The 20,201-nt window shown below is 53.4% G+C and carries 15 protein-coding genes and 3 pseudogenes; 7 read left to right on the top strand and 11 right to left on the bottom strand.

The window, feature by feature from the left end:
* The first annotated feature begins 5 nt into the window (after positions 1-5).
* Positions 6-1,262 (top strand): annotated as a pseudogene (locus tag ETEE_RS20800) (IS3 family transposase).
* 52 nt (positions 1,263-1,314) lie between these two features.
* Here ETEE_RS20800 and ETEE_RS20795 read toward each other — a convergent pair.
* A pseudogene (locus ETEE_RS20795) lies at positions 1,315-1,696 on the bottom strand (IS3 family transposase); the annotation flags it as partial.
* 73 nt (positions 1,697-1,769) lie between these two features.
* On the opposite strand from ETEE_RS20795, the gene ETEE_RS04240 reads away from it, so the two are divergent.
* The gene (locus tag ETEE_RS04240) at positions 1,770-2,786 is read left to right on the top strand and encodes an IS110 family RNA-guided transposase (RefSeq protein ID WP_038631256.1); all 1,017 of its coding nucleotides are present in this window, start codon (positions 1,770-1,772) and stop codon (positions 2,784-2,786) included.
* Positions 2,787-3,011: 225 nt separating this feature from the next.
* Here the strand turns inward: ETEE_RS04240 and ETEE_RS22240 are convergent.
* Both ETEE_RS22240 and ETEE_RS22310 read right to left on the bottom strand, forming a co-directional pair.
* Positions 3,012-3,110, bottom strand: a pseudogene (locus tag ETEE_RS22240) (transposase); the annotation flags it as partial.
* Positions 3,111-3,477: 367 nt separating this feature from the next.
* Entirely contained in the window at positions 3,478-3,591 is a 114-nt protein-coding gene (locus tag ETEE_RS22310; RefSeq protein WP_081854090.1) for a FaeA/PapI family transcriptional regulator, read from the bottom strand.
* Between the two features lie 537 nt (positions 3,592-4,128).
* Between ETEE_RS22310 and ETEE_RS21155 the strand changes: the two genes are divergently transcribed.
* Positions 4,129-6,936: a Fic family protein gene (locus tag ETEE_RS21155; protein ID WP_071881885.1), complete on the top strand. Its 2,808-nt coding sequence runs from the start codon at positions 4,129-4,131 to the stop codon at positions 6,934-6,936.
* Between the two features lie 788 nt (positions 6,937-7,724).
* Here ETEE_RS21155 and ETEE_RS04235 read toward each other — a convergent pair.
* Complete coding sequence (locus tag ETEE_RS04235; protein WP_034165509.1) at positions 7,725-8,516, bottom strand: AraC family transcriptional regulator; 792 nt, start codon at positions 8,514-8,516, stop codon at positions 7,725-7,727.
* Between the two features lie 99 nt (positions 8,517-8,615).
* Here ETEE_RS04235 and ETEE_RS04230 point away from each other — a divergent pair, with 99 nt between their 5' ends.
* Positions 8,616-9,806: a CynX/NimT family MFS transporter gene (locus ETEE_RS04230; protein ID WP_034165510.1), complete on the top strand. Its 1,191-nt coding sequence runs from the start codon at positions 8,616-8,618 to the stop codon at positions 9,804-9,806.
* 140 nt (positions 9,807-9,946) lie between these two features.
* Positions 9,947-10,651: a GNAT family N-acetyltransferase gene (locus tag ETEE_RS04225; protein WP_034165511.1), complete on the top strand. Its 705-nt coding sequence runs from the start codon at positions 9,947-9,949 to the stop codon at positions 10,649-10,651.
* A gap of 90 nt (positions 10,652-10,741) precedes the next feature.
* Here ETEE_RS04225 and ETEE_RS04220 read toward each other — a convergent pair whose 3' ends face one another.
* From ETEE_RS04220 to hemL, 4 genes are all read right to left on the bottom strand, one after another.
* The gene (locus ETEE_RS04220; RefSeq protein ID WP_034165551.1) at positions 10,742-11,641 is read right to left on the bottom strand and encodes a LysR family transcriptional regulator; all 900 of its coding nucleotides are present in this window, start codon (positions 11,639-11,641) and stop codon (positions 10,742-10,744) included.
* A 56-nt stretch (positions 11,642-11,697) separates the two neighbouring features.
* Positions 11,698-12,906: an MFS transporter TsgA gene (tsgA, locus tag ETEE_RS04215; protein WP_034165512.1), complete on the bottom strand. Its 1,209-nt coding sequence runs from the start codon at positions 12,904-12,906 to the stop codon at positions 11,698-11,700.
* A gap of 44 nt (positions 12,907-12,950) precedes the next feature.
* Entirely contained in the window at positions 12,951-13,784 is an 834-nt protein-coding gene (gene xapA, locus ETEE_RS04210; protein ID WP_034165513.1) for a xanthosine phosphorylase, read from the bottom strand.
* Positions 13,785-14,141: 357 nt separating this feature from the next.
* The gene (gene hemL, locus ETEE_RS04205; protein ID WP_034165514.1) at positions 14,142-15,425 is read right to left on the bottom strand and encodes a glutamate-1-semialdehyde 2,1-aminomutase; all 1,284 of its coding nucleotides are present in this window, start codon (positions 15,423-15,425) and stop codon (positions 14,142-14,144) included.
* A 229-nt stretch (positions 15,426-15,654) separates the two neighbouring features.
* On the opposite strand from hemL, the gene clcA reads away from it, so the two are divergent.
* Positions 15,655-17,094: a H(+)/Cl(-) exchange transporter ClcA gene (gene clcA / locus ETEE_RS04200; RefSeq protein ID WP_045425676.1), complete on the top strand. Its 1,440-nt coding sequence runs from the start codon at positions 15,655-15,657 to the stop codon at positions 17,092-17,094.
* A 91-nt stretch (positions 17,095-17,185) separates the two neighbouring features.
* The gene (gene erpA / locus ETEE_RS04195) at positions 17,186-17,530 is read left to right on the top strand and encodes an iron-sulfur cluster insertion protein ErpA (RefSeq protein WP_034165515.1); all 345 of its coding nucleotides are present in this window, start codon (positions 17,186-17,188) and stop codon (positions 17,528-17,530) included.
* A 77-nt stretch (positions 17,531-17,607) separates the two neighbouring features.
* On the opposite strand, the gene ETEE_RS04190 is transcribed toward erpA, so the two are convergent.
* The 3 genes from ETEE_RS04190 to mtnN all read right to left on the bottom strand — a co-directional run bounded on the left by ETEE_RS04190 (position 17,608) and on the right by mtnN (position 20,061).
* Entirely contained in the window at positions 17,608-18,219 is a 612-nt protein-coding gene (locus tag ETEE_RS04190; protein ID WP_034165517.1) for a TRIC cation channel family protein, read from the bottom strand.
* Between the two features lie 276 nt (positions 18,220-18,495).
* Positions 18,496-19,359: a vitamin B12 ABC transporter substrate-binding protein BtuF gene (gene btuF / locus ETEE_RS04185; protein ID WP_034165518.1), complete on the bottom strand. Its 864-nt coding sequence runs from the start codon at positions 19,357-19,359 to the stop codon at positions 18,496-18,498.
* A gap of 3 nt (positions 19,360-19,362) precedes the next feature.
* Positions 19,363-20,061 (bottom strand): 5'-methylthioadenosine/S-adenosylhomocysteine nucleosidase, encoded by a 699-nt coding sequence (gene mtnN, locus ETEE_RS04180; protein WP_034165519.1) that lies wholly within the window; start codon positions 20,059-20,061, stop codon positions 19,363-19,365.
* Positions 20,062-20,201: the final 140 nt, after the last annotated feature.

Raw genomic sequence — 20,201 nt, 5'->3', positions numbered from 1 at the left:
ACATAATGATGACTGGGCTCAAACCTACCCAACGTGATTATCCTCTATCCTTTAAGATAGCCGTTGTTGAGTAGGTCGAAAAAGGCGAGATGACCTATAAACAGGCCCAGCAACGATACGGTATTCCGGGGCGATCCACCGCTCTTGTCGGGTTGTGCAAATATGGCCGATTTGACTGGAGCCCTAGGCTCCTTGACCTAGTAAAGAGGAAACGGCCTGTGGCACAGATAAATCTCTCACTCCCCCCCGAGCAAAGAATCAACGAACTTGAAGAGCAGCTGAAGCGGGTAAATCAGAAAGCTGAGTTTGTTGAGTCGGTTATCAACGTTCTTAAAAACGATTACGGGGTGAGCATGGTAAAAAAGCGGCCCGGCAAGTCCTCGCGCAACGTCAGGCCGCAAAAATAACCGTTATGCACGCATACTAGTTCCTGGGGCACAGCAGACAGGCCTAGTATCAGGGCAAGGCAAGGTACAATAAACGACGAGAGCAGAATACTCATATCCTTGATTTTATTGTCCATATCCGTTCTCGTCAGCCACGAATTGGTACGCGTAAACTGGACTACCTGGTGAACAGTCAGGCCGATAGAATGTTGGATATCGGGCGGGGCCGCTTGTTTACCCTACTGGATGAACACCGACTCCTGGTACCGATGAAACGGGAATATCACAAAACCACCAACAGCCATCATCGGCTTTATCGGCATCCGAATCTGCTGAAACCCGGCCCTGAACAGGTTACAGCCCTTAAGCCGGAGCAGGTCTGGATTGTTGACATTACTTACCTTCCGCTGCGCAGTGGCACTGTCTATCTGAGTCTGGTCACGGATGTCTGTTCCAGGAGAATCATGGGGTATCGTGTAGGGGAAAATTTGCAGACTGAAAATGTGGTGAAAGCGTTCAGGCAGGCACTAAGGCGGAGAAAAACGGCGGGTCCTCTGGTACATCACTCTGGCAGAGGAGTGCAATACTGTTCAGCGCTTTATCAGTCAATACATGCAAGAAACGGGGTAACCTGTTCAATGACCGATGGTTATGACTGTTACCAGAATGCACTGGCTGAGCGGATAAACGGCATCACTGAAAAGTGAGTTTTTACTCTCACGCCCGGCGGATCTTGCGCAGGCCAGAACCATGGTAAAAGGATCTGTAGATATGTATAGCCATGAGCGGCCACATCTGGCCCTGAAATATAAAACGCCCGGTGATGTTCATCAGGCGTTTTACAGACAAAAAACGGTTAACCTATATCAGGACTAGTCAATGCCACATGCCGTCGGGGGCGTTTCGTCCGTAAATCCAGACCTTCCTAACAATAAATTCGGTGTGTTTTCTGCCAGCCTTCCCGGCGTAGAAGAATATGAATACGCTGAACACCGTAGCGAACACGGGTTTCAGTTATTTCTCTTATCCATAAGATGATGGCCCGATCAGCACGGTAGCTACGATAGTTATATACCGGTGGCTTTGCAGCATCAGACGACAAGCCCGACGTAACCCGATACGGTAGGCCCCCGGCAGTCAGGTGATGGCCTCACGCTTCTGCGCCAGCCTTAGCACTTTTTCTTGATAGCTTACTGCATCATCTCTTTGTCTAGACTTAAATCTGTCACCAGACGTTTCAAACGTAGACTTTCTTCCTTGAGCCGGCGCAAACGACGTAATTCTGTTACGCCAATGTCGCCGAACTTCTTTCCAATTAATGGGATGGACTACCTCCTCCCGCTGCGGTTAACTGTACGAAATGTGCTCACCAGGAGAATCACCATGAATATCGTATTTCTGGGTATTGATCTGGCTAAAAATATTTTTCAACTCTGCGGGTTAAACCAGGCCGGCAAACCGGTTTATACGAAACGAACTGGCCGAAAAGAATTACTCCAGACGCTGGCAAATATTCCTGCATGTCTGATTGGGATCGAAGCGTCCACCGGGGCATTTTACTGGCAGCGTGAGTTTGAGAAACTGGGGCACAAAGTAAAGGTCATCAGTCCTCAGTATGTAAAACCCTTTGTCCGCGGGCAAAAAAATGATGGTAATGATGCACAGGCCATCGCAGTGGCTCTGATGCAACCGACAATGCAGTTCGTGCCGCCAAAAAGCCCCGAACAGCAGGATATCCAGGCTTTACACCGGGCAAGGCAGCGTATTGTCAATCACCGCACTGCTACAGTCTGTCAAATAAGAGGGCTGTTACTTGACCGGGGGATCCCCATTGGCAGTACTGTCTCCAGAGCTCGCCGGGCTATTCCTCTTATCCTTGAAGATGCAGAAAACGGTCTAAGTTCCCGTATGCGCAGAACAATTGCCGAGCTCTATGATCTCTTTAACGATCTCGAGCGTCGGATCCATTTTTTTGATAAGGAAATTGAAACAGTATTCAGGCAATCAGAAGCCTGTCAGCGTATCGCCAGAGTTAAAGGCATTGGCCCTAAAACGGCTACGGCCGTTGTTGCTGCTATTGGCAAAGGAACTGAATTTAAGAATGGCCGCCACTTTGCTGCATGGCTGGGTCTGGTTCCACGCCAGCATTCGAGTGGCGACAGGCAGGTGCTGATGAATATGACGAAAAAAGGCGACAAGCATCTGCGGACTCTTTTTATTCATGGTGCCCGCGCTGTCGTCAGGGTTGCCACAAATAACAATGATGGCCATATGAATCAGTGGGTTAACCAGTTAAAGGAACAGCGCGGATTTAATAAAACGACCGTGGCGGTCGCTAACAAAAACGCGCGAATAATCTGGTCGATGCTGAGAAATGAGACCGAGTATCAGGTAGTGTGAAATTAATCCCCTGCCAGAAAAAGTTGCAGCGTACTGAGAAATGGTGACAGGTTGCACCTGCACAATCGGAACCTGATTTTTATACTGGCCTCAGAGGCCGTCCAGTTGTTGAGGCGATTGTGTGCGAATTACCCATTTGGGCACAGATTTTCCTGATGCCGGATAGATGTAAGCGACAACCCAAAACCAGATTCAGTACTTGCAAAACGGAGGTAGTCCATAGATGTAAAAAGTAGCCTCAGAAATTCCCATCTTTCTGCAGACCTCCTCCTCTGGAGTGCCTGGTTCGGTCTGTTTTAGAGTAAAAACCGTCTGTTCCTCGATATAACCTGTTTTTCATGCAAGATAACCTCTTTTTTCAGAAGAAGAAAGGTCGAAAACTCTGCTTTACGCTGGTTATGAACAAAGGGAAGAGGCCACCATACCGATCAAACCGAATTGTGTGTTGGTAAAAAAGGGGCATTTGTGCTGGTCTGAATTGTTTATTAAACAACCGTTTGCCGTTCTTGTAACCTCGTGAATCTGGAAACCGTTTTTTGCCAAATCGATGCCAATTGTTTTAATGTACACGATGGCCGTTCCGCTCAATTAGTGATGATTTATTGTCTCACAGTGGTGTAAGAGAGGGGGGCATCATTCCATTAGTGAAGCCACTGACCGATTTTAGTTAATCCATATTATTATTCAACGTTCATAACACAGGAGTCTCTCGCTGAAGAGTACTTCGTGTAATAAGCCCTTTAAGTAATAGCCGATCAAAATAGTGTTTAGCCTGATAAATAGAGAAGTTAATTGCATAAGCAATATCAACGTCTTACATGGTTTTTCTGTTTGATATAAGTGAATGTTTTTCCCTCCATTTTATATCGAAATTTATTCTCTCATTTTGTTATTTATCTCAAGAGGTTAAATTATCAAAAGGATAATGTATGATGAATATATATAATATGTGTGAGATTGATGTGTTATAAGATGGCTATTTTATTGAATATGTGATAGTCAATCATCCTCATCTTGGTCGTGTGCTCTGAACATTGACAGGGGCTAAGAAAATTCTTATTAAATAATCCATTGTTATGCTGAATGAAATTGCACATATATTATATATATACGATATATGTTGATTCTATAACTAGTATACCTACATATACAACTAGACTATCTAGTAGAATGAAATGATCCTCTTACCATCTGAATTCAAATAATTAATATCATCTAGATAACCATTGCTAGCGCTATGAGGTAATAAAGAGTTGGTTTCACACAGTCTTGTTAGTTAATTGTTTAAGTTATTATTGCTAGTCTTTATTTGTTTATAACCAAGTGATAAGGAAAACATGTTATGACTAGCAACTCCCATAAACCAATTGAATACATTGATGAATCAGGGAGCGATAGCTCTCAATCAACAAGCATTATTGATATCGCAAATAATATTGATGTTGTTGATATTTCTTTTGTTGTTGACTCTAACCCTATATATATAGAATCTATAATGAAAACGCATACGCAAAGGAGCCGTAGAAGTGAGTCATCAGATATTGTTGGTGATTTATCACTTCAGATAAAGAAAATATTACTTGATTTAGATATGAGTAAGGAGGGATCTTCTGAATCAGAAGTTAGAGCTGGATTTAATATAATTTTTATAAAGGCTGAAGAAGCTAGAGAGGTGCAATCAGTCCCTCCAGGAAAAGAACGGGATATCAGGCAATTAATTAAAACAATCGAATTAATCAGTGCTTTCATTGATGAAATTAAAGGAAAGGAAAATATAGAAACTACTCTTGAAATTAGCATTGAGTTATTCAAAAAACTACTGGCACTTGGCGACTCTCAAACTGATGAATTGAGTAGGAGTATTTTAGAACGCTATAAAGAGTGTTTTTTTATAAAGAAACATCAAGAAACAGAAGTCAAGCTTACTACAGAGTCACCCGTTGAGAGAAGTGATGATGTCATATTAACGGATGCAATCATGAAATTGGGTGCTGAATGTTTAGAGCGGGTTGAGAAATTATATCAACCAATACTCAATCCTTCCAGTTACATTAATAATTACATTAAGGATGGAATTGATTCTTTTGAAAAAACAAAAGGATTCAAAACTTATTTAACACCAATTAGTAATATTCAAGTAAACTATTTTCCTGATGTTAGCCCAAACCCAAATCTTCAAGGACATAAATCACCAGTAGCTATCAGTCTATATTTTTCTTTAACCGAAATAATCACTGGTCAATATTTATACAAAAGTAAGGAGTTAAGGGATCCTCTAGGTAGAAAATATAAGATAATATCAATGGATCATCAGGAGTTAATCAGTGAATTTGCGAAAAAAAATTTACAGTCAATAATGGAGCAAGACTTCAATACTTATCATGGGCAAGCAATAAACGCAGAAAATATGAAATCATTCTACCAAGATATGATTAATATACGCTGTTTAAGATTCTTAGATAGGAAGCATCAGCCTGCTGTATATGTTCAAGCCGTGAAAAAATTTTTAAGGGGTGAACTTCAGGCAAAAGAAGTTTCTTTTCATGGCGCTATAGTTAATGGTGTTTTTCTAATACCTGTCGGAGCATCAGCTGGTATTATGTTCTGTGTTGACGAGGAAAAATATTTTTATATTGGACAAACTAAGCATGTATATTGGGAGGATAAAGAATATACTGAAATGCTACCCTCCTTTCCACAAACTAGTGAGTTTAAAAAATGGATATTCAGTAAAATCCCTACTTATAATTATATAGATCTAGAGAGAAATAGCTTGGCTTTTAAATATGTTACAGATACCTATATTGCATATGGCCCATTTCAATATGTTAATAGAATAATGGTTCGTCCATTTACATTTAGTGCAACTAATAGTCGAGAAAATCTTGCTGATAGACTATATAATGCGCTGATGAACAGAACTAAATCTGATATTGATACTCTTGTTTTTAGTTACCCAGAACAAATCACTGAAAAAACTTTAGAGGTAGCTAAAGCAATTTTACTGATTGGTGCTATATCTTTATCTATAGCGGCTATACCAGGGACTGGTGCCGTATTAGCTAGATTAAGTATTTTTATGACCGCGCTCGCATTAGATGCTATCTATGTTGGCATAAGTGTAGCTCAATATCATACAACAGATCGTCCTGATCAAGCAGAAACATTTCGTAATGAGGCCATAATCGCTGGAGTACTGGGCGGTGTGGGTGCAATAGCTGGAGGCGTACCACTAATTTCGCAGGGAATTAAGTCAGCATATTCAGTAAAAAATATAAACAGAGCTATTATGCTTTATCGACAAGCTAAAGCCGTATCACGTAGAGTAATCCCATCAGTACTTAGCGAGCTTAATTGGAACCGTTTAGTAGATCAAAAGAAAATAAAACTATTGATTGACACAACGCTGGAGAATGCTCAAGGGAAAAGTTTAGTAAAATTGACTAGTCGTGAAACAGTCCAAAGATCGGTCCGTAATAATTTACTATTAGATTTTGAAGGCCTGCCTAAAGCAAATATTGCATGGGGAGGGTTTGAACTAGAGCAAGCCCATGTACAACGCCGAATTAATTCAGATCTCGCTCGTCTTCATGATGCCAATAATCATATTGAACAATTACTATTAAATCCGCCAACAGTGTCTAGACAGATAATATCTGGAATATCAGGGAGGACAGAGGAGGCAGCAGCTGAGTGGATCGTTAGTAAAAGTACTTCAATTAAAACGGTTGAGCAAAGTCAAGAGCTGACAAATAGAATAAAAGAAATATTAATTCGTCATCGTGATGCAGATCTGTTAAATATTAATACTATAGATGCTATCCATGATGAAGTATATAAACCCGCTGCAGGGCATTTAGTAAGGACATATCGCTCCAGTAGTGATCCCATATTCATGGGATCAGATGTAGCTCGAGTTGGCTTTGAGAAATCACTCATTTCAATTGAAGCTAAAAATGTTGTTGCACCTGTCGATTTAGGAGATGTGCTTTATGCAGCAATTGTACGTTACCATCCTTTTGGTGATGGTAACGGTAGAACTGCACGAACCATTTATGCTTTAGATAAATTGAAAAAAGACACAGATTCTTTTATAGCGTTGAGTCAAGAAGGGGAGGATATCCTTAACCCACCAGGCCCACTTAGCTAACTGTAAATATAATATTGCAGCCAGGGGTTACATTATATGCTTTCAAATGAACGCTTATAACTCTGGCTGCAAAAATATCATAGAGCACTTCGTATATAGCTTTGCATATAAAATTCGCCTTTTGAATTAATAAATTTATTCAACTCAATTTATTATATGCTATTAATATACCGAAATGTACTGCGGTACTCCTGTACCCCTTGTGAGTTATCAGGAAATAAAATAATTATCATGCTGGAAATGCTATAGCCAAGCATAAAATAAGTAGTTTATCTGAAGCTTCAGCAATGTGTTAAGAACTGCCAAATTATTGGGGGATCTCTTGATAGAGTTTTCAGCTATTACGCACTATTCAATGAAAACGATATGGATATCTTTGATTAACCGTAATCTCTGTATATCTAATATCAATACGGCTAGGTAATATATTGTTAATTATATCATTGTTTTCACTACTTATAGGTAATGCTTATATAATAATGAGCTAGGTAAATGAAGTGGGGATTTTAGGGAGCTGAGTCCATCTGTGCGGTTACTCCATAATTTTGAAAACTTCAACAGGGTGGCTGAAAACGTTGACGAAAAAAGTTGCCTAAGATGTATTAAACTGACCGATAGTCAAGCCACAGATGCGAGCCGTAAGGTCAGTGATGATGGAAATATTCTGGTAAATCTAAATATTCACTTTTAGATATATTATCGGCCCGCTACATTCTCACTAACTCGATGCCAGGCAGCTTCCCAGTAGGGTAGCCAGGCTATCTATCCATATGCGCCGGCCGCCGCAGCTACGGGGTATTTGCTGCCAGCGCGTTGAGGTAGCGCCCGGGTGTTTGCCCTAATCCCTTGCGAAACATCGTGATAAAAGCGGTGGTAGATTCATAGCCAAGCGCATGGGCTACCTGATTAACGGCTTGACCGCAGACGAGCATGTGCAACGCCAGTATCAGCTGTAGCTGATGCCGCCAGCGGCGAAAGCTGAGCCCGGTCTCTTTTTCAATCAGACGCGCTAAGTTGCGCTCACTCATGGCAAAGCGTGTCGCCCACTGCCTTAGCGTCTGCCACTGCGCAGGCTCTGCGGCCATCGTATCGACCATCAGGCGGATCTTGGGGTGATTAGATACGGGAAGGTGCAGTTGCTCCTGCGGCTGCTGTGGCAACTCATCGAAAAGTACGTGAGTGAGGCGTTGCGTCGCAGGGTGTTCCCGCGCCACGCGCTCACGCTGCGCCAGCGTTAAAATGAGCTCCCGCACCAGGGGGGAGATTTTGAGCGTACAGCAGTGGGCGGGCATGGCCGCCGCGCTCGGTTCAATAAACAAAAAGCATAGCGTGGCATTGGGGGTGGCGTGGTTACTGTGTCGCGTCTGTCCGGGAACCCATACCGCATACTGCGGTGGCACCATCCACATGGCGTCTTCTACCTCGCAGGTAATCGCGCCGTGCAGTGCCAGGATCAGCTGCCCCTTACGGTGTTGGTGCTCAGGGGTAAACTGCTCGTCAGCGGTGACCTGGATGCGGAACGCCACCGCGGCGTCATGGTGAAGGTCTGGTTCGTAGCCATCAAGCCCAAGGCCGAGCATGCTTTGTCCTATATTAGCGATAAATTGTCATTTTAGCTTGATTGAAACAGGTATGAAAAACGTTATTGTGGCGGCCACCCCTGATTGACAGAGAGCATCATGTTAAAAGCCCCCCCTTTATATCAGTGCAATATTCTCCTGATCATCGGCATTATGCTCATCGCGTCCACTCTGCGCGTGACGTTTACCGGCGCGGCGCCGTTGTTGGATGTGATCCGCTCTGGCGACGATTTGACGACGTCCGAGGTCGGGTTGTTGACGACGCTGCCATTGCTGGCCTTTGGTCTGATTTCCCCCTTGGCGGCCGGTATTGCGCGACGTTTCAGCATTGAGCGCAGCCTGTTTGCCGCACTGCTCTTAATTTGCCTAGGGATTGTTCTACGAGCGCTCCCTTCGCCAGCTTGGCTGTTTATCGGTACAGCCGTTATCGGTAGCGGCATTGCGCTCGGTAATGTTCTGCTGCCGGGGCTGATTAAACGCGACTTCTCTGATCATGTTGCCAAGATGACCGGTGCCTATTCCGTGGTCATGGGCGGGGCTGCCGCGCTCGGCTCCGCGCTGGTTGTGCCATTGGCGTTGTATGGTTTGGGTTGGCGAGGCGCGTTGCTGGCGCTGATAATATTTCCGCTGTTGGCGCTGATCATGTGGTTACCACAGTGGCGTAATCGGCATCCAACGCAGATGACCGGGGCGCGTAGTTTGCATGATAAAGCCATCTGGCGCTCAGCCTTAGCCTGGCAGGTGACGCTCTTTCTTGGTCTTAATTCGCTGGTTTATTATGTGATCATCGGCTGGCTTCCCGCCATTCTGATCAGCCTTGGCTATAGCGATGCGCAGGCAGGATCGCTGCATGGATTGTTACAGCTGGCTACCGCGCTACCGGGCCTTTTGATTCCCCTCATTTTGCATAAGTTAAGAGATCAGCGCGGTATCGCTATTCTGGTGGCGCTGCTGTGTGGTCTCAGTGCGATAGGTTATTGGCTGCTGCCCGCGCAGGCGGTGCTGTGGACGCTGATGTTCGGTTTTGGCTCTGGGGCGACGATGATCCTCGGTCTCACCTTTATCGGGCTGCGGGCCGGCTCGGCGCATCAGGCCGCGGCACTCTCGGGGATGGCGCAGTCGGTAGGCTATCTCCTGGCCGCCTGTGGGCCACCGCTGATCGGTAAAATGCATGATATCAGCGGTAATTGGCATACTCCCCTGGCGGCTCTCGCCGTTATTTCGCTGCTGATGGCTATCTTCGGTGGCCTTGCCGGACGAGCCCGGGAGATAACGCCTCGCGTCATGTGATGGCCCTCTGGCAAGAAGGGCATCGCCTATTGCTCCCCGGCTACCGCCGCCGCTGAATATGCCGCTTTCTGCGGGAGTACAAAGATCTTGGGTGGAGGGGGGGATATACTCGGCGGATAACCAGAGCGAGGGAATGCCATATGAATGAGATCAATGAATATGGGCAGCGTGTCGGAGAGGCGCTTCCTGACTGGGTCGGGGGTGGCATCTTAGCGGGGAACACGCTTAGCGGACGCACCTGTCGGCTGGTTCCCATGGATGCCCGCCGCGATGCCGCCGATCTGTTCGCCGCCTTTGCCGAGGCCGAGGGCGATCGCGACTGGACATGGCTGAGCAGCGTGCGTCCTTCAACGGCGGTCGCGATGCAGGCGTGGATGCAGAAAAAGGTAGATGACGCGTCGCTAATCCCTTTCGTGGTGGTCGATTTGCACACCGCGCAGGCGGTTGGCGTGGTGTGCCTGATGGCGATCGATCCAGCGAATGGCTCGCTAGAGATCGGCCACGTTAGCTGGTCGCCGCGTATGCAGCGCACGACGCTGAGTACGGAGGCCATCTGGCTGCTGCTACGCGAGGCGTTTAGCGGTGGCTATCGTCGCGTGGAGTGGAAGTGTGATTCGCTGAATACGGCGTCGCGCCGGGCGGCGGAGCGTATTGGTTTTAGGTTTGAGGGGCGTTTCCGTCAGCATATGGTACGCAAGGGGCGTAGCCGTGACACCGATTGGCTCTCGGTTATTGATAAGGAGTGGTCTGAGGTGGATGCGGTGCTGCAGGCGTGGCTGGCGGAGGACAATTTTGATGCGATGGGGCGGCAGCGACGTACGCTGACGCAGTGTCGTGAACGATGAGTCGGTGCCCTCGACGGCGCTGCCCCGGGCGGGGGGCGCCGCGCTGCGGGGCCACGGCAGCAGGGCGATCGCACGGCGCTCACCGACGCTCTAGCCACGCAGCGCGCTCAGTAGCCGGTTGAGGATCTCCGGCTGCGGTTCGTCATTCCACAGGGCGTAGAGGTCGGCAGGGATCGTCTCCTCCAGCTCGACGAAGGCGACGCCTGGCCAGGCGATCGTCGCACAGGTTTCCGGCAGCAGCGCGACGCCGTTGCCGGCGCTCACCAGCGCCAGCACGGTTTGCGGCTCGGACGCCTGCTGAACGATCAGCGGGTGAAAGCCGCGCTCTACGCAGGCGTCATACACTTGGCGCGCGAAATCCCCCTGGTTAAACGACAGCGAGATCAAGGGTCGCGTGGCCAGTTCGTGGAGCGAGACCCGGCGGCGGCGCGCCAGCGGGTCATCCTCCTGAACCGCCAGGCGTATCGTCTCTCGGGCGATGAGCTGGCAGCGAATATTGGCCTCCGCACAGGGGATGACATTGCGGTTGATCGCGATATCGATCGTTCGGGCGCGCAGGGCGGCGATTTGCTGCTGCTGGGCGAGTTCGCTGAGGCTCCAGTCGGCGTCCGGGTGGTGAGCGCGAAACATTTTTAGCCGGGTGAGCAAGACTCCCCAGATAGCGCTGCCGATGATGCCGATATTGATATGCTGTTTTTCACGCCGGCCGATTTGACGCACGTAGCTCAGCGATTGCTCTGCTGCGCTGAACAGGCGATCGACTTCGGTTTTAAGCACCTTTCCGGCGTGGGTTAATGCGACGCGCCGACTGGAACGCTCAAAGAGTTCGACCTCCAGGATCGTCTCAAGCTCTTTGATCTGCATACTGAGCGGCGGCTGGGAGATATTGAGCAGGGCGGCGGCCCGGCCAAAGTGAAGCTCGTCAGCGAGTACTTGGAAGTAGCGCAGCATACGGAGGCGGATATGGCTGAGAAGCGGGGGTTCGGTCATGGAGGTCATCATGTAGGGAGAGGGAGCGCCCATTCTTGCCCTCCCTCTCAGATCTGTCAAACGGCGGGGACGCTTGTCTGCAGACGTTCGGCCTTACTGAAAAACGCAGCGCCCAGCAGCGTCAGCAGCAGCAGACCGTAGGCAACGGTGGCGCTGTTGAGCGCACCGTGCAGGCCGAACCGGCCATTGATCAGCGAGGAGACGCTGGCGAACAGCAGGGTGCCGACGGTACCGCAGGTGAGCAGCGCAGAGATCAGCGTCGGTGAGCTGCGGCGGACCTGCAGTGAGCCGTAGCTCATCAGTCCCGAGAATAGGCCAGAGTTAAAGAATCCGAAGGTGCCACAGGCGATCAGGATCAGGCCGGCGTCGGCGCCGTTGCTAATCAGTGCGATCGACCCCATGCCGATAACGGTACAGATCAGCAGAAAGGTGCGTAGTCTCATCCATTTTACGGTGAACTGATTCAGGAAGAGGCCGATAGCCTTACTCACCCAATATACGGTGGTGTAGAGCGCGGCCTGCTCGGGCTGCATGGCAAAGCGTAGCTGCAGGTATCCCGGTGTCCACAGGGTAAAAATCGGCTCCGCCAGCAGGAATAAGAACAGCGCCAGGCAGATAAGCCATACCGATATGCCCCATGACTCTGCGGCGGCCGCGGCAGGGGCCGCGGTTTGCTTTTGCGCCGCTGTCTCATCGCTGGGAAAGCGAGCGCGCAGGACGAACAGCAGCATCAGCACGCCAAGCGCGCCCATGATGGCATACATTGCGATCCAGCCGGCGCCGAGTTTAAACATCCATGCCAAAAGAAAGGAGAGCGTTGCGCCGGCGAGGCTAAAGAAAAAGTCAGTGAAAATCAGGCTTGAGGAGCGACTTTTTTCATCGGGATTGATGCGGACGACCAGGTAGCTCCCTATCGTCATAAAAATACCGCCGCAGGCGCCGATTACCGCGACCGCCACGCTGAACAGCGTGAGTGTGGGGGTTGTGAACAGTGCGATGCTGATGATGATAGTGAACAGCGCGGCCGCCGCCAGCGGCTTTTGTAGCCCCCACTTTTTGATCAGTAGGCCGCCGAACATAATCGGTATAAACATGCCGATATTCATTAAGGTAAAGATCTGACCGATAAAGCTCGGCTCTTTCTGGAAGGCGACGCACAGCGGGCCGAGGACAATGCCCAGGGTTGAAACCAGCGCACCGACAAAATAGTAGCTCAGGTATGAGATGGCATTCAGTCTGCCGCGGGAGTCGTAATGATTTTGCATCTGCGGTTCTCCTGGCAGGCGAACGGCCTGCCGGTGGCAGGGGATCAGCGGGAGTTCTTCACGAACTGGCTGATTAAATGGATAAAGTCGTCGGTGAGCATCGCCGCGCATTTCAGCGTCTGCTCATGGGAAAGCTCAACGTCGCCCAGCCCCTCGGCCATATTGGTAATGGCGGAGACGGCCAGTACCTTTAGCCCGCAGTGGCGGGCGGCGATGACCTCTGGCACGACCGACATTCCCACGACGTCACCGCCCATGCGCTGCATCATGCGGATCTCGGCGGCGGTTTCAAAGTTGGGGCCCGGATAGGAAACATATACCCCTTCGTACAGCGTCAGGTTGAGCTCGCGGGCCGAGGCATGCAGCCGCTGGCGCAGCCCGGTGTCATAGGCATTGGCGAGGCTGAAGAAGCGCGGGCCGAATCGCTCGTCGTTCGGCCCCACCAGCGGCGTTGATGGCAGGGTGTTGATGTGATCGCTCAGCGCGACCAGTGAACCGGCCGGAATGGCCGGGTTGAGTGAGCCGGCGGCGTTGGTACAGAGCATCAGTTCGCAGCCAAGCAGCTTAAAGGTGCGTACCGCCTGGGTCATGATGCCCATGCCGGCGCCTTCATAGAAGTGGCCGCGGCCTTTCATGCACAGCAGCGGAATACCGTGTAGCGTGCCCATGACTACCTCACCGGCGTGCCCGCTTACGCTGCTGACGGGAAAGCCCGGCAGAGCGTCGTAGGAGACGCCGGTTTTGTTGTCCAGACGGTCGGCCAATGTGCCCAGGCCAGAACCGAGGATCATCGCAATGCGCGGCGAGAAATTTGGCTTTGCCGCGCGCAGGATCTCGGCGGCCTGATAGGGGGAGTCGTTGAAAACATCGCGGGACATAAATCACTCCTGAGTTGAGTCGCGTTATTGACGCCATTCTCAAAGTGATTTGATTTGCCCTCCAATATTATTGGCGCGTGTATTGATTCGATTTTTAGTATTGATTGGTTAAGGGTATACAACGTTTCAATGGGATAGTGCGGAAGGGGACGCAGAATAGAATGCAAAAACGCGAGGGGAAGTGTGATGGCGATCATCTGGGCTGAGGCGCAGGTGCGATGGGCAGCCTCTCGTCCATCGCACCATCATGCCTAACCCGCGCGCCGCCGGCGGAGCCCCCTGTGCGTGGATGGCTACGCGCTTGGCGGCTCGCGTGGTCCGCCCCATCAACGCCCCCCGCAGGAGGCAAGGCGGGGGTTACTTCAGCTTGGCGAAGCTGCGGCGGGCGGCGTCGATGGTTTTCTGGATATCCTCCTGGCTGTGGGCCAGGGACATAAAGCCCGCCTCGAACGCGGACGGCGCCAGGTAGATACCCTGCTCCAGCATCAGGTGGAAGAAGCGCTTGAAGCGCTCGGCGTCGCAGCGCAGTACGTCCTGATAGCCGGTGACGGCGGACTGGTCGGTGAAGAAGATACCGAACATGCCGCCGACGTGGTTCACCACCAGCGGGATCCCTTCTTCGCGTGCGGCCGCCAGCAGCCCCTCGGCCAGGCTATCGGTCAGCTCCGTCAGCCGTGGGTAGATCCCCGGCTGGTTGATCTCGTTCAGGCAGGCGTAGCCGGCGGCCATGGCGACCGGGTTGCCGGACAGCGTCCCGGCCTGGTAGACCGGACCGGTCGGCGCCAGCGCCTCCATCACCTCGCGGCGTCCACCGAAGGCGCCCACCGGCATGCCGCCGCCGATGATCTTGCCCAGGCAGGTCAGATCCGGGGCGACGTCGTAGTACTCCTGGGCGCCGCCGAGGGCGACGCGGAAGCCGGTCATCACCTCGTCGATGATCAGCAGGGCGCCGTACTGATCGCACAGTTCACGCAGCCCCTGCAGGAAGCCCGGCTGGGGCGGAATGCAGTTCATGTTGCCCGCCACCGGCTCGACGATGATGCAGGCGATCTCCTGCGGATAGCGGGCGAAAGCGGCACGCACCGAGTCCAGATCGTTGTAGCTGCAGGTCAGGGTGTGTTTGGCGAAATCGGCCGGTACCCCCGGGGAGTTGGGCTGACCCAGGGTCAGGGCGCCGGAGCCCGCCTTGACCAGCAGATGATCGGCGTGCCCGTGGTAGCAGCCCTCGAACTTGATGAGCTTATCGCGGCCGGTAAAGCCGCGCGCCAGACGGATGGCGCTCATGGTGGCCTCGGTACCGGAGTTCACCATGCGTACCATGTCCATGCTGTCGATCAGCGAGGTGACCAGGTCGGCCATACGCACCTCCATCTCGGTCGGTGCGCCGAAGCTCAGCCCGCGCTCGACGGCGGCGATTACCGCATCGCGGATCGCCGGGTGATTATGGCCCAGGATCATGGGGCCCCAGGAGCCTACGTAGTCGACGTAGGCCTTGCCATCGGCATCATACAGGTAGGCGCCGTCGGCCCGCTCGATAAACAGCGGCGTACCGCCAACGCCGGTAAAGGCGCGCACCGGGGAGTTAACGCCGCCGGGGATCAGCGTTTTGGCCTGCTCGTACAGTCGTTCGGACTTGTTCATTATCGGCTCCAGACGTGTAGAAAATAAGGTAATAAGCCTGTGCTATTCTAGAGAAGTCTGGCGCCAGATGAAATGCGTCGTGATGCGCCATGGCATGGCGTGTCAATTTTGGCCGTTAGAGGCATTGTCTAATCGTTTGCGGAGACGAGACCTCTCAGAGAGAGTAAAATGCTCAACCTATTTGTACTATTTATCTATTCCTTGACCAACTTCACTGACTGAATTAACTATGACTACGCAACAAGACTCGATCTCTCAGCCGACGACGCCCCATCTACGGCGCAGTAACGTGCTGAAACGCGTAATACACCGGGATAAGACGCCGCTCGCCACTTTGGTGCTGGCGGCGATCGTCGGAACCTTGGCCGGACTGATGGGCGTCGCCTTTGAGCGCTGCGTGGACTGGGTGCAGCAGCAGCGTCTGGCCGGTCTGGCGGAGGTCGCTAACTACTGGTTTATCGTCTGGCCTGCGGCGATCCTGGGGTCAGCGCTGCTGGCCATGTGCGGCTACTATCTGGTGCGCCGCTTTGCGCCAGAGGCCGGTGGATCCGGTATCCCGGAGATTGAGGGGGCGCTGGAGGATCTGCGCCCGGCGCGCTGGTGGCGGGTGATCCCGGTGAAATTCATCGGCGGTCTGGGCACCCTGGGGGCCGGCATGGTGCTGGGACGCGAGGGACCCACGGTGCAGATGGGCGGCAACCTGGGGCAGATGGTATATGACCTGTTCCGCCTGCCCAAGCGTGACAACGAGACGCGTCATACGCTGTTGGCCACCGGTGCGGCAGCGGGCCTGACGGCGGCGTTCAACGCGCCGCTGGCTGGGATCCTGTTTATCATTGAAGAGATGCGCCCACAGTTCCACTATAGCCTGGTGTCGATCAAGGCGGTGTTTATCGGCGTGATCATGTCCTGCGTGGTGTTCCGCCTCTTCAATGGCGAACACTCGGTGATCGAGGTCGGGCGTCTGGGCGTTGCGGAGATCAATACCCTGTGGCTTTATCTGGTGCTGGGCATGGTGTTCGGTATCGTCGGCGTGCTGTTTAACATGGGAGTCTTTCGTACCCAGGATATGTTCCAGCGCATGCACGGCGGTAACTGGCGTAAGCTAATGCTGATCGGCGCGGCGCTTGGCGGCCTGTGCGGCGCGCTGGGGCTGATCCAGCAGGAGGCGGCGGGCGGCGGCTTTGCCCTGATCCCCATCGCCGCCGAAGGCAACTATACCGTCGGCATGCTGCTGTTTATCTTCATCGCCCGCGTGGTGACGACGCTGCTGTGCTTTGGCTCCGGCGCGCCGGGCGGGATCTTTGCCCCGATGCTGGCGCTCGGCACCCTACTGGGAACGGCGTTTGGCATGGCGGCCGCCTATCTGTTTCCGCACTATGGCATCGATCCGGGCACCTTTGCTATCGCCGGCATGGGGGCGCTGTTTGCCGCCACGGTGCGCGCGCCGCTGACCGGTATTGTGTTGGTGCTGGAGATGACCGACAACTATCAGCTTATTTTGCCCATGATCATTACCTGCCTTGGCGCTACACTACTGGCGCAGTTCCTGGGTGGTAAACCGCTGTACTCCCGCATTCTGGAGCGTACGCTGCATCGCCAGATGCAGGAGCAGGAGGCCGCGCAGAAACGGGCGGAGCAGAGTGGGCAGCAAACCACCAATACTTGAATGGATTACTCGGGTATTAGATAATCGTCCGATGAGTCAGTATGCCCTGGGCCAAGCGGCATTCTGACATGTACACTGGCTGGAGCAATCAATGAGTGATGAAATGGCAGTGCCGCTGCAGTTTACCGATGCGGCGGCAAACAAGGTGAAATCCCTGATCGCAGACGAAGATAACCCGAACCTGAAGCTGCGCGTGTACATTACCGGCGGCGGCTGCAGCGGTTTTCAGTATGGCTTTACCTTCGATGATAACGTCAACGACGGTGATATGACGATTGAGAACCAGGGCGTTGCGCTGGTAGTGGATGCGATGAGCCTGCAGTACCTGGTCGGCGGTTCGGTGGACTATACCGAAGGGCTGGAAGGATCGCGCTTTATCGTCAATAACCCCAACGCGAAGACGACCTGCGGCTGCGGATCGTCGTTCAGTATCTAAGCGTAAGCCGGAGCGCGGGATCTCGCGTGGCGCCTTCCTGTGGAAGGCGCCATTTTTTTATCGGCGGCGCCCGGGGCTTAGTCCAGTGTGAAGGTCGGCAGCTTGAGATGCCAGCGGATAGCCGCCAGACGGATACCCAGCGTGATCGCCATGCCCAGCATCATGGCATGCTGTAGCGCCATGCCAAAGGTGACATAGGCGGTGACGTGGACGATGCCCCCGATGATGCAGGCGGTGGCGTAAATTTCGGTGCGCAGGATCATCGGGATCTCCCGCGCCAGCACGTCGCGAATAATGCCGCCGCCCACCCCGGTGATCACCCCCATACAGACGGCGATCATGGGGCCGGCGCCGGCGGCGAAGGCCTTATTGACCCCGATGCCGACGAAGACGGCCAGACCCACGGCGTCCAGCACCGGCAGCACCCAGCCGGGCAGACGGCGCGGCTGGCGCACCAGGGCAATGGTCAGCAGACAGGTCACCATCGCCACCACCAGATCGGTGGGATCGCGTACCCAAAAGGCCGGGCCATTATCCAGCGCCATATCGCGGATGGTGCCGCCGCCTACGGCGGTGACAACTCCCAGCACCAGGACGCCAAAGGGGTCCATGCGCAGTTTGCCCGCCAGTAACACGCCAGAGATGGCAAAGACCGCCGTCCCCAAAATATCCAACCAGTAAACCAGCATAACCCTTACCTCTTCAACGCCACCGGACTCCGGCAGGATTAGTTGTAATGACAATTATTTGTGATCTTATTGTTTTGATTGGGAATCACCTTCCAGCGGCGGCGCATAAGATAGCGTGAAAACGGGGATTACGCCACGTTGGCGGATGAGGAGAGAGCCAGCTTTTGGCTATTCTGTGCGTCGGCTCGCGCCAGCGGCGGATCCCACCGAATCCAGCGGCGTTTTGTCTGACAAGCGCGGGGAAGAAAGGCGGGCGCAGGGCGCGCCCGCCGGGGCTCAGCGGGGAGGCGCTGCGGCGCTCAGCGTATGCAGCTGTGCGCAGAGGGCGTCGGCGGCCAGCAGAATGCGCGGGCCGCTGCGGTTGAGCCAGTCCTGGTTGACGGCGATCACCGGCACCGCGAGCTGGGGGCGCCAATAGTCGGCGACGATGGCCGCCTGAGCAGCGTCGCCGCCGATGACGATCGCCTGCGGGTGGCGCACCATCACCTGTTCGCGGCTGACCTGCGGCCAGGGCACCGGGCTGTCGGCAAAGATATTCTGTGCGCCGCACAGCGTCAGCAGATCGCTCTGCAGCGTTTTAGCGGAGGTCGAAAACAGCGGCTGGTTACCGAACTGCATCATCACCCGCAGCGGCGCGCCCCGGGCGTAGCGCTGGCGCAGCTGCTGTAGACGCTGGCGAAACTGGGCGGCGGCGCGGTGCGCCTGCCCGGGGTGAGGGCTATAGACCGCCAGCCTATCGAGATCGTCAGCCACCTGATCCACGCGCTGGGGATCGGAGTAGAAGAGGGGGATCCCCAGCGCGCTCAGCTGATCGAGTACGCGTCGGGGATTGCCGCCGTGCCAGGCCAGGATCAGATCGGGCTTAAGGACCAGGATGCGCTCCAGGTTGATCCCGTTCCAGGAGGCCACCTTTTCTAGCCCTGCCGCCTGCGGCGGGTAGTCGGAATAGGCGCTGGCGGCGACCAGGCTATCGCCGAGGCCGGCGGCGTAGGCAAGTTCGGTAGTATGCGGCGACAGGCTGACGACGCGCAGCGCCGCCGCCTGCAGCGGGGGCAGGCTCAGGCCGAGGCCCAGCAGCAGCACGGCCAGCGACAGTATGCCGCCCGATCCGCGGCGGCGTTTGGCGCGTCGCAGGGCCATGGATTACTGGGCGGCCAGTGCGCGCAGCATCGCTTCCACCATCAGGGTGGACTGCTCGGCGGCGACCTTGAGGAACTCATCAAAGCTGATATGGGACTCCTGATCGGCGACGTCGGAGATGGCGCGCACCACCACAAATGGGGTTTGGAAGGCGTGGCAAACGTGGCCGATGGCCGCCGCTTCCATCTCTACCGCGGCGACCTGCGGGAAGGTGCTGCGAATACGGGCCAACGGCTCGGCGCCGTTGATGAAGGCGTCGCCGCTGCAGATCAGGCCGCGCACGGCGTTCAGCTGTAGCGCGGTGATGCAGCGTTCGGCCAGGGCGATCAGCGCCGCATCGGCGCTAAAGGCCGCCGGACAGCCGGCCATCTGTCCCGGCTGATAGCCAAAGGCGGTGACGTCGGCGTCGTGGTAGCGCACCTCATCGGAGATAACGATGTCGCCGACCCGCAGGGTGCTGGCCAGGCCACCGGCGGAGCCGGTGTTGATCACCACGTCCGGGCGGCAGTGATCCAGCAGCAGGGTGGTTCCCATCGCCGCAGAGACTTTGCCGATGCCGGACTTCAGCAGCGCAACCTCAACGCCGTGCAGGCGGCCAGTATAGATTTCGCAGCCGGCCAGGCTAAGGGTCTGACGATTTTCGATGTGGTCGCGCAGCAGGGTAACTTCCTGCTCCATGGCGCCAATGATGCCTACTTTCATATCAATACCTGTAATTGGGAGTAATAACGGGAATCCGGTTGCGCAGTTTAGCATAGCTCTGTCCCAGACCGCTGCGCAGGGCGGCAATGGCGGAAATTATCTGTTAGGCTGTGGACATCGGGCGTGTCTGCGACGCCCTC

The sequence above is a fragment of the Edwardsiella anguillarum ET080813 genome (assembly GCF_000264765.2).
GTDB lineage: Bacteria > Pseudomonadota > Gammaproteobacteria > Enterobacterales > Enterobacteriaceae > Edwardsiella > Edwardsiella anguillarum.
This window is presented reverse-complemented; position numbering and strand designations above follow the sequence as displayed.

What these genes read in the sequence shown, in the direction of transcription:
- ETEE_RS21155 (WP_071881885.1), top strand. Translation starts at nt 4,129, where the DNA reads ATGACTAGCAACTCCCATAAACCAATTGAATACATTGATGAATCAGGG.
- ETEE_RS04235 (WP_034165509.1), bottom strand. Translation starts at nt 8,516, where the DNA reads ATGCTCGGCCTTGGGCTTGATGGCTACGAACCAGACCTTCACCATGAC.
- ETEE_RS04220 (WP_034165551.1), bottom strand. Translation starts at nt 11,641, where the DNA reads ATGACCGAACCCCCGCTTCTCAGCCATATCCGCCTCCGTATGCTGCGC.
- clcA (WP_045425676.1), top strand. Translation starts at nt 15,655, where the DNA reads ATGACTACGCAACAAGACTCGATCTCTCAGCCGACGACGCCCCATCTA.
- hemL (WP_034165514.1), bottom strand. Translation starts at nt 15,425, where the DNA reads ATGAACAAGTCCGAACGACTGTACGAGCAGGCCAAAACGCTGATCCCC.
- tsgA (WP_034165512.1), bottom strand. Translation starts at nt 12,906, where the DNA reads ATGCAAAATCATTACGACTCCCGCGGCAGACTGAATGCCATCTCATAC.
- ETEE_RS04190 (WP_034165517.1), bottom strand. Translation starts at nt 18,219, where the DNA reads ATGCTGGTTTACTGGTTGGATATTTTGGGGACGGCGGTCTTTGCCATC.
- btuF (WP_034165518.1), bottom strand. Translation starts at nt 19,359, where the DNA reads ATGGCCCTGCGACGCGCCAAACGCCGCCGCGGATCGGGCGGCATACTG.
- ETEE_RS04225 (WP_034165511.1), top strand. Translation starts at nt 9,947, where the DNA reads ATGAATGAGATCAATGAATATGGGCAGCGTGTCGGAGAGGCGCTTCCT.
- xapA (WP_034165513.1), bottom strand. Translation starts at nt 13,784, where the DNA reads ATGTCCCGCGATGTTTTCAACGACTCCCCCTATCAGGCCGCCGAGATC.
- ETEE_RS04230 (WP_034165510.1), top strand. Translation starts at nt 8,616, where the DNA reads ATGTTAAAAGCCCCCCCTTTATATCAGTGCAATATTCTCCTGATCATC.
- ETEE_RS04240 (WP_038631256.1), top strand. Translation starts at nt 1,770, where the DNA reads ATGAATATCGTATTTCTGGGTATTGATCTGGCTAAAAATATTTTTCAA.
- mtnN (WP_034165519.1), bottom strand. Translation starts at nt 20,061, where the DNA reads ATGAAAGTAGGCATCATTGGCGCCATGGAGCAGGAAGTTACCCTGCTG.
- erpA (WP_034165515.1), top strand. Translation starts at nt 17,186, where the DNA reads ATGAGTGATGAAATGGCAGTGCCGCTGCAGTTTACCGATGCGGCGGCA.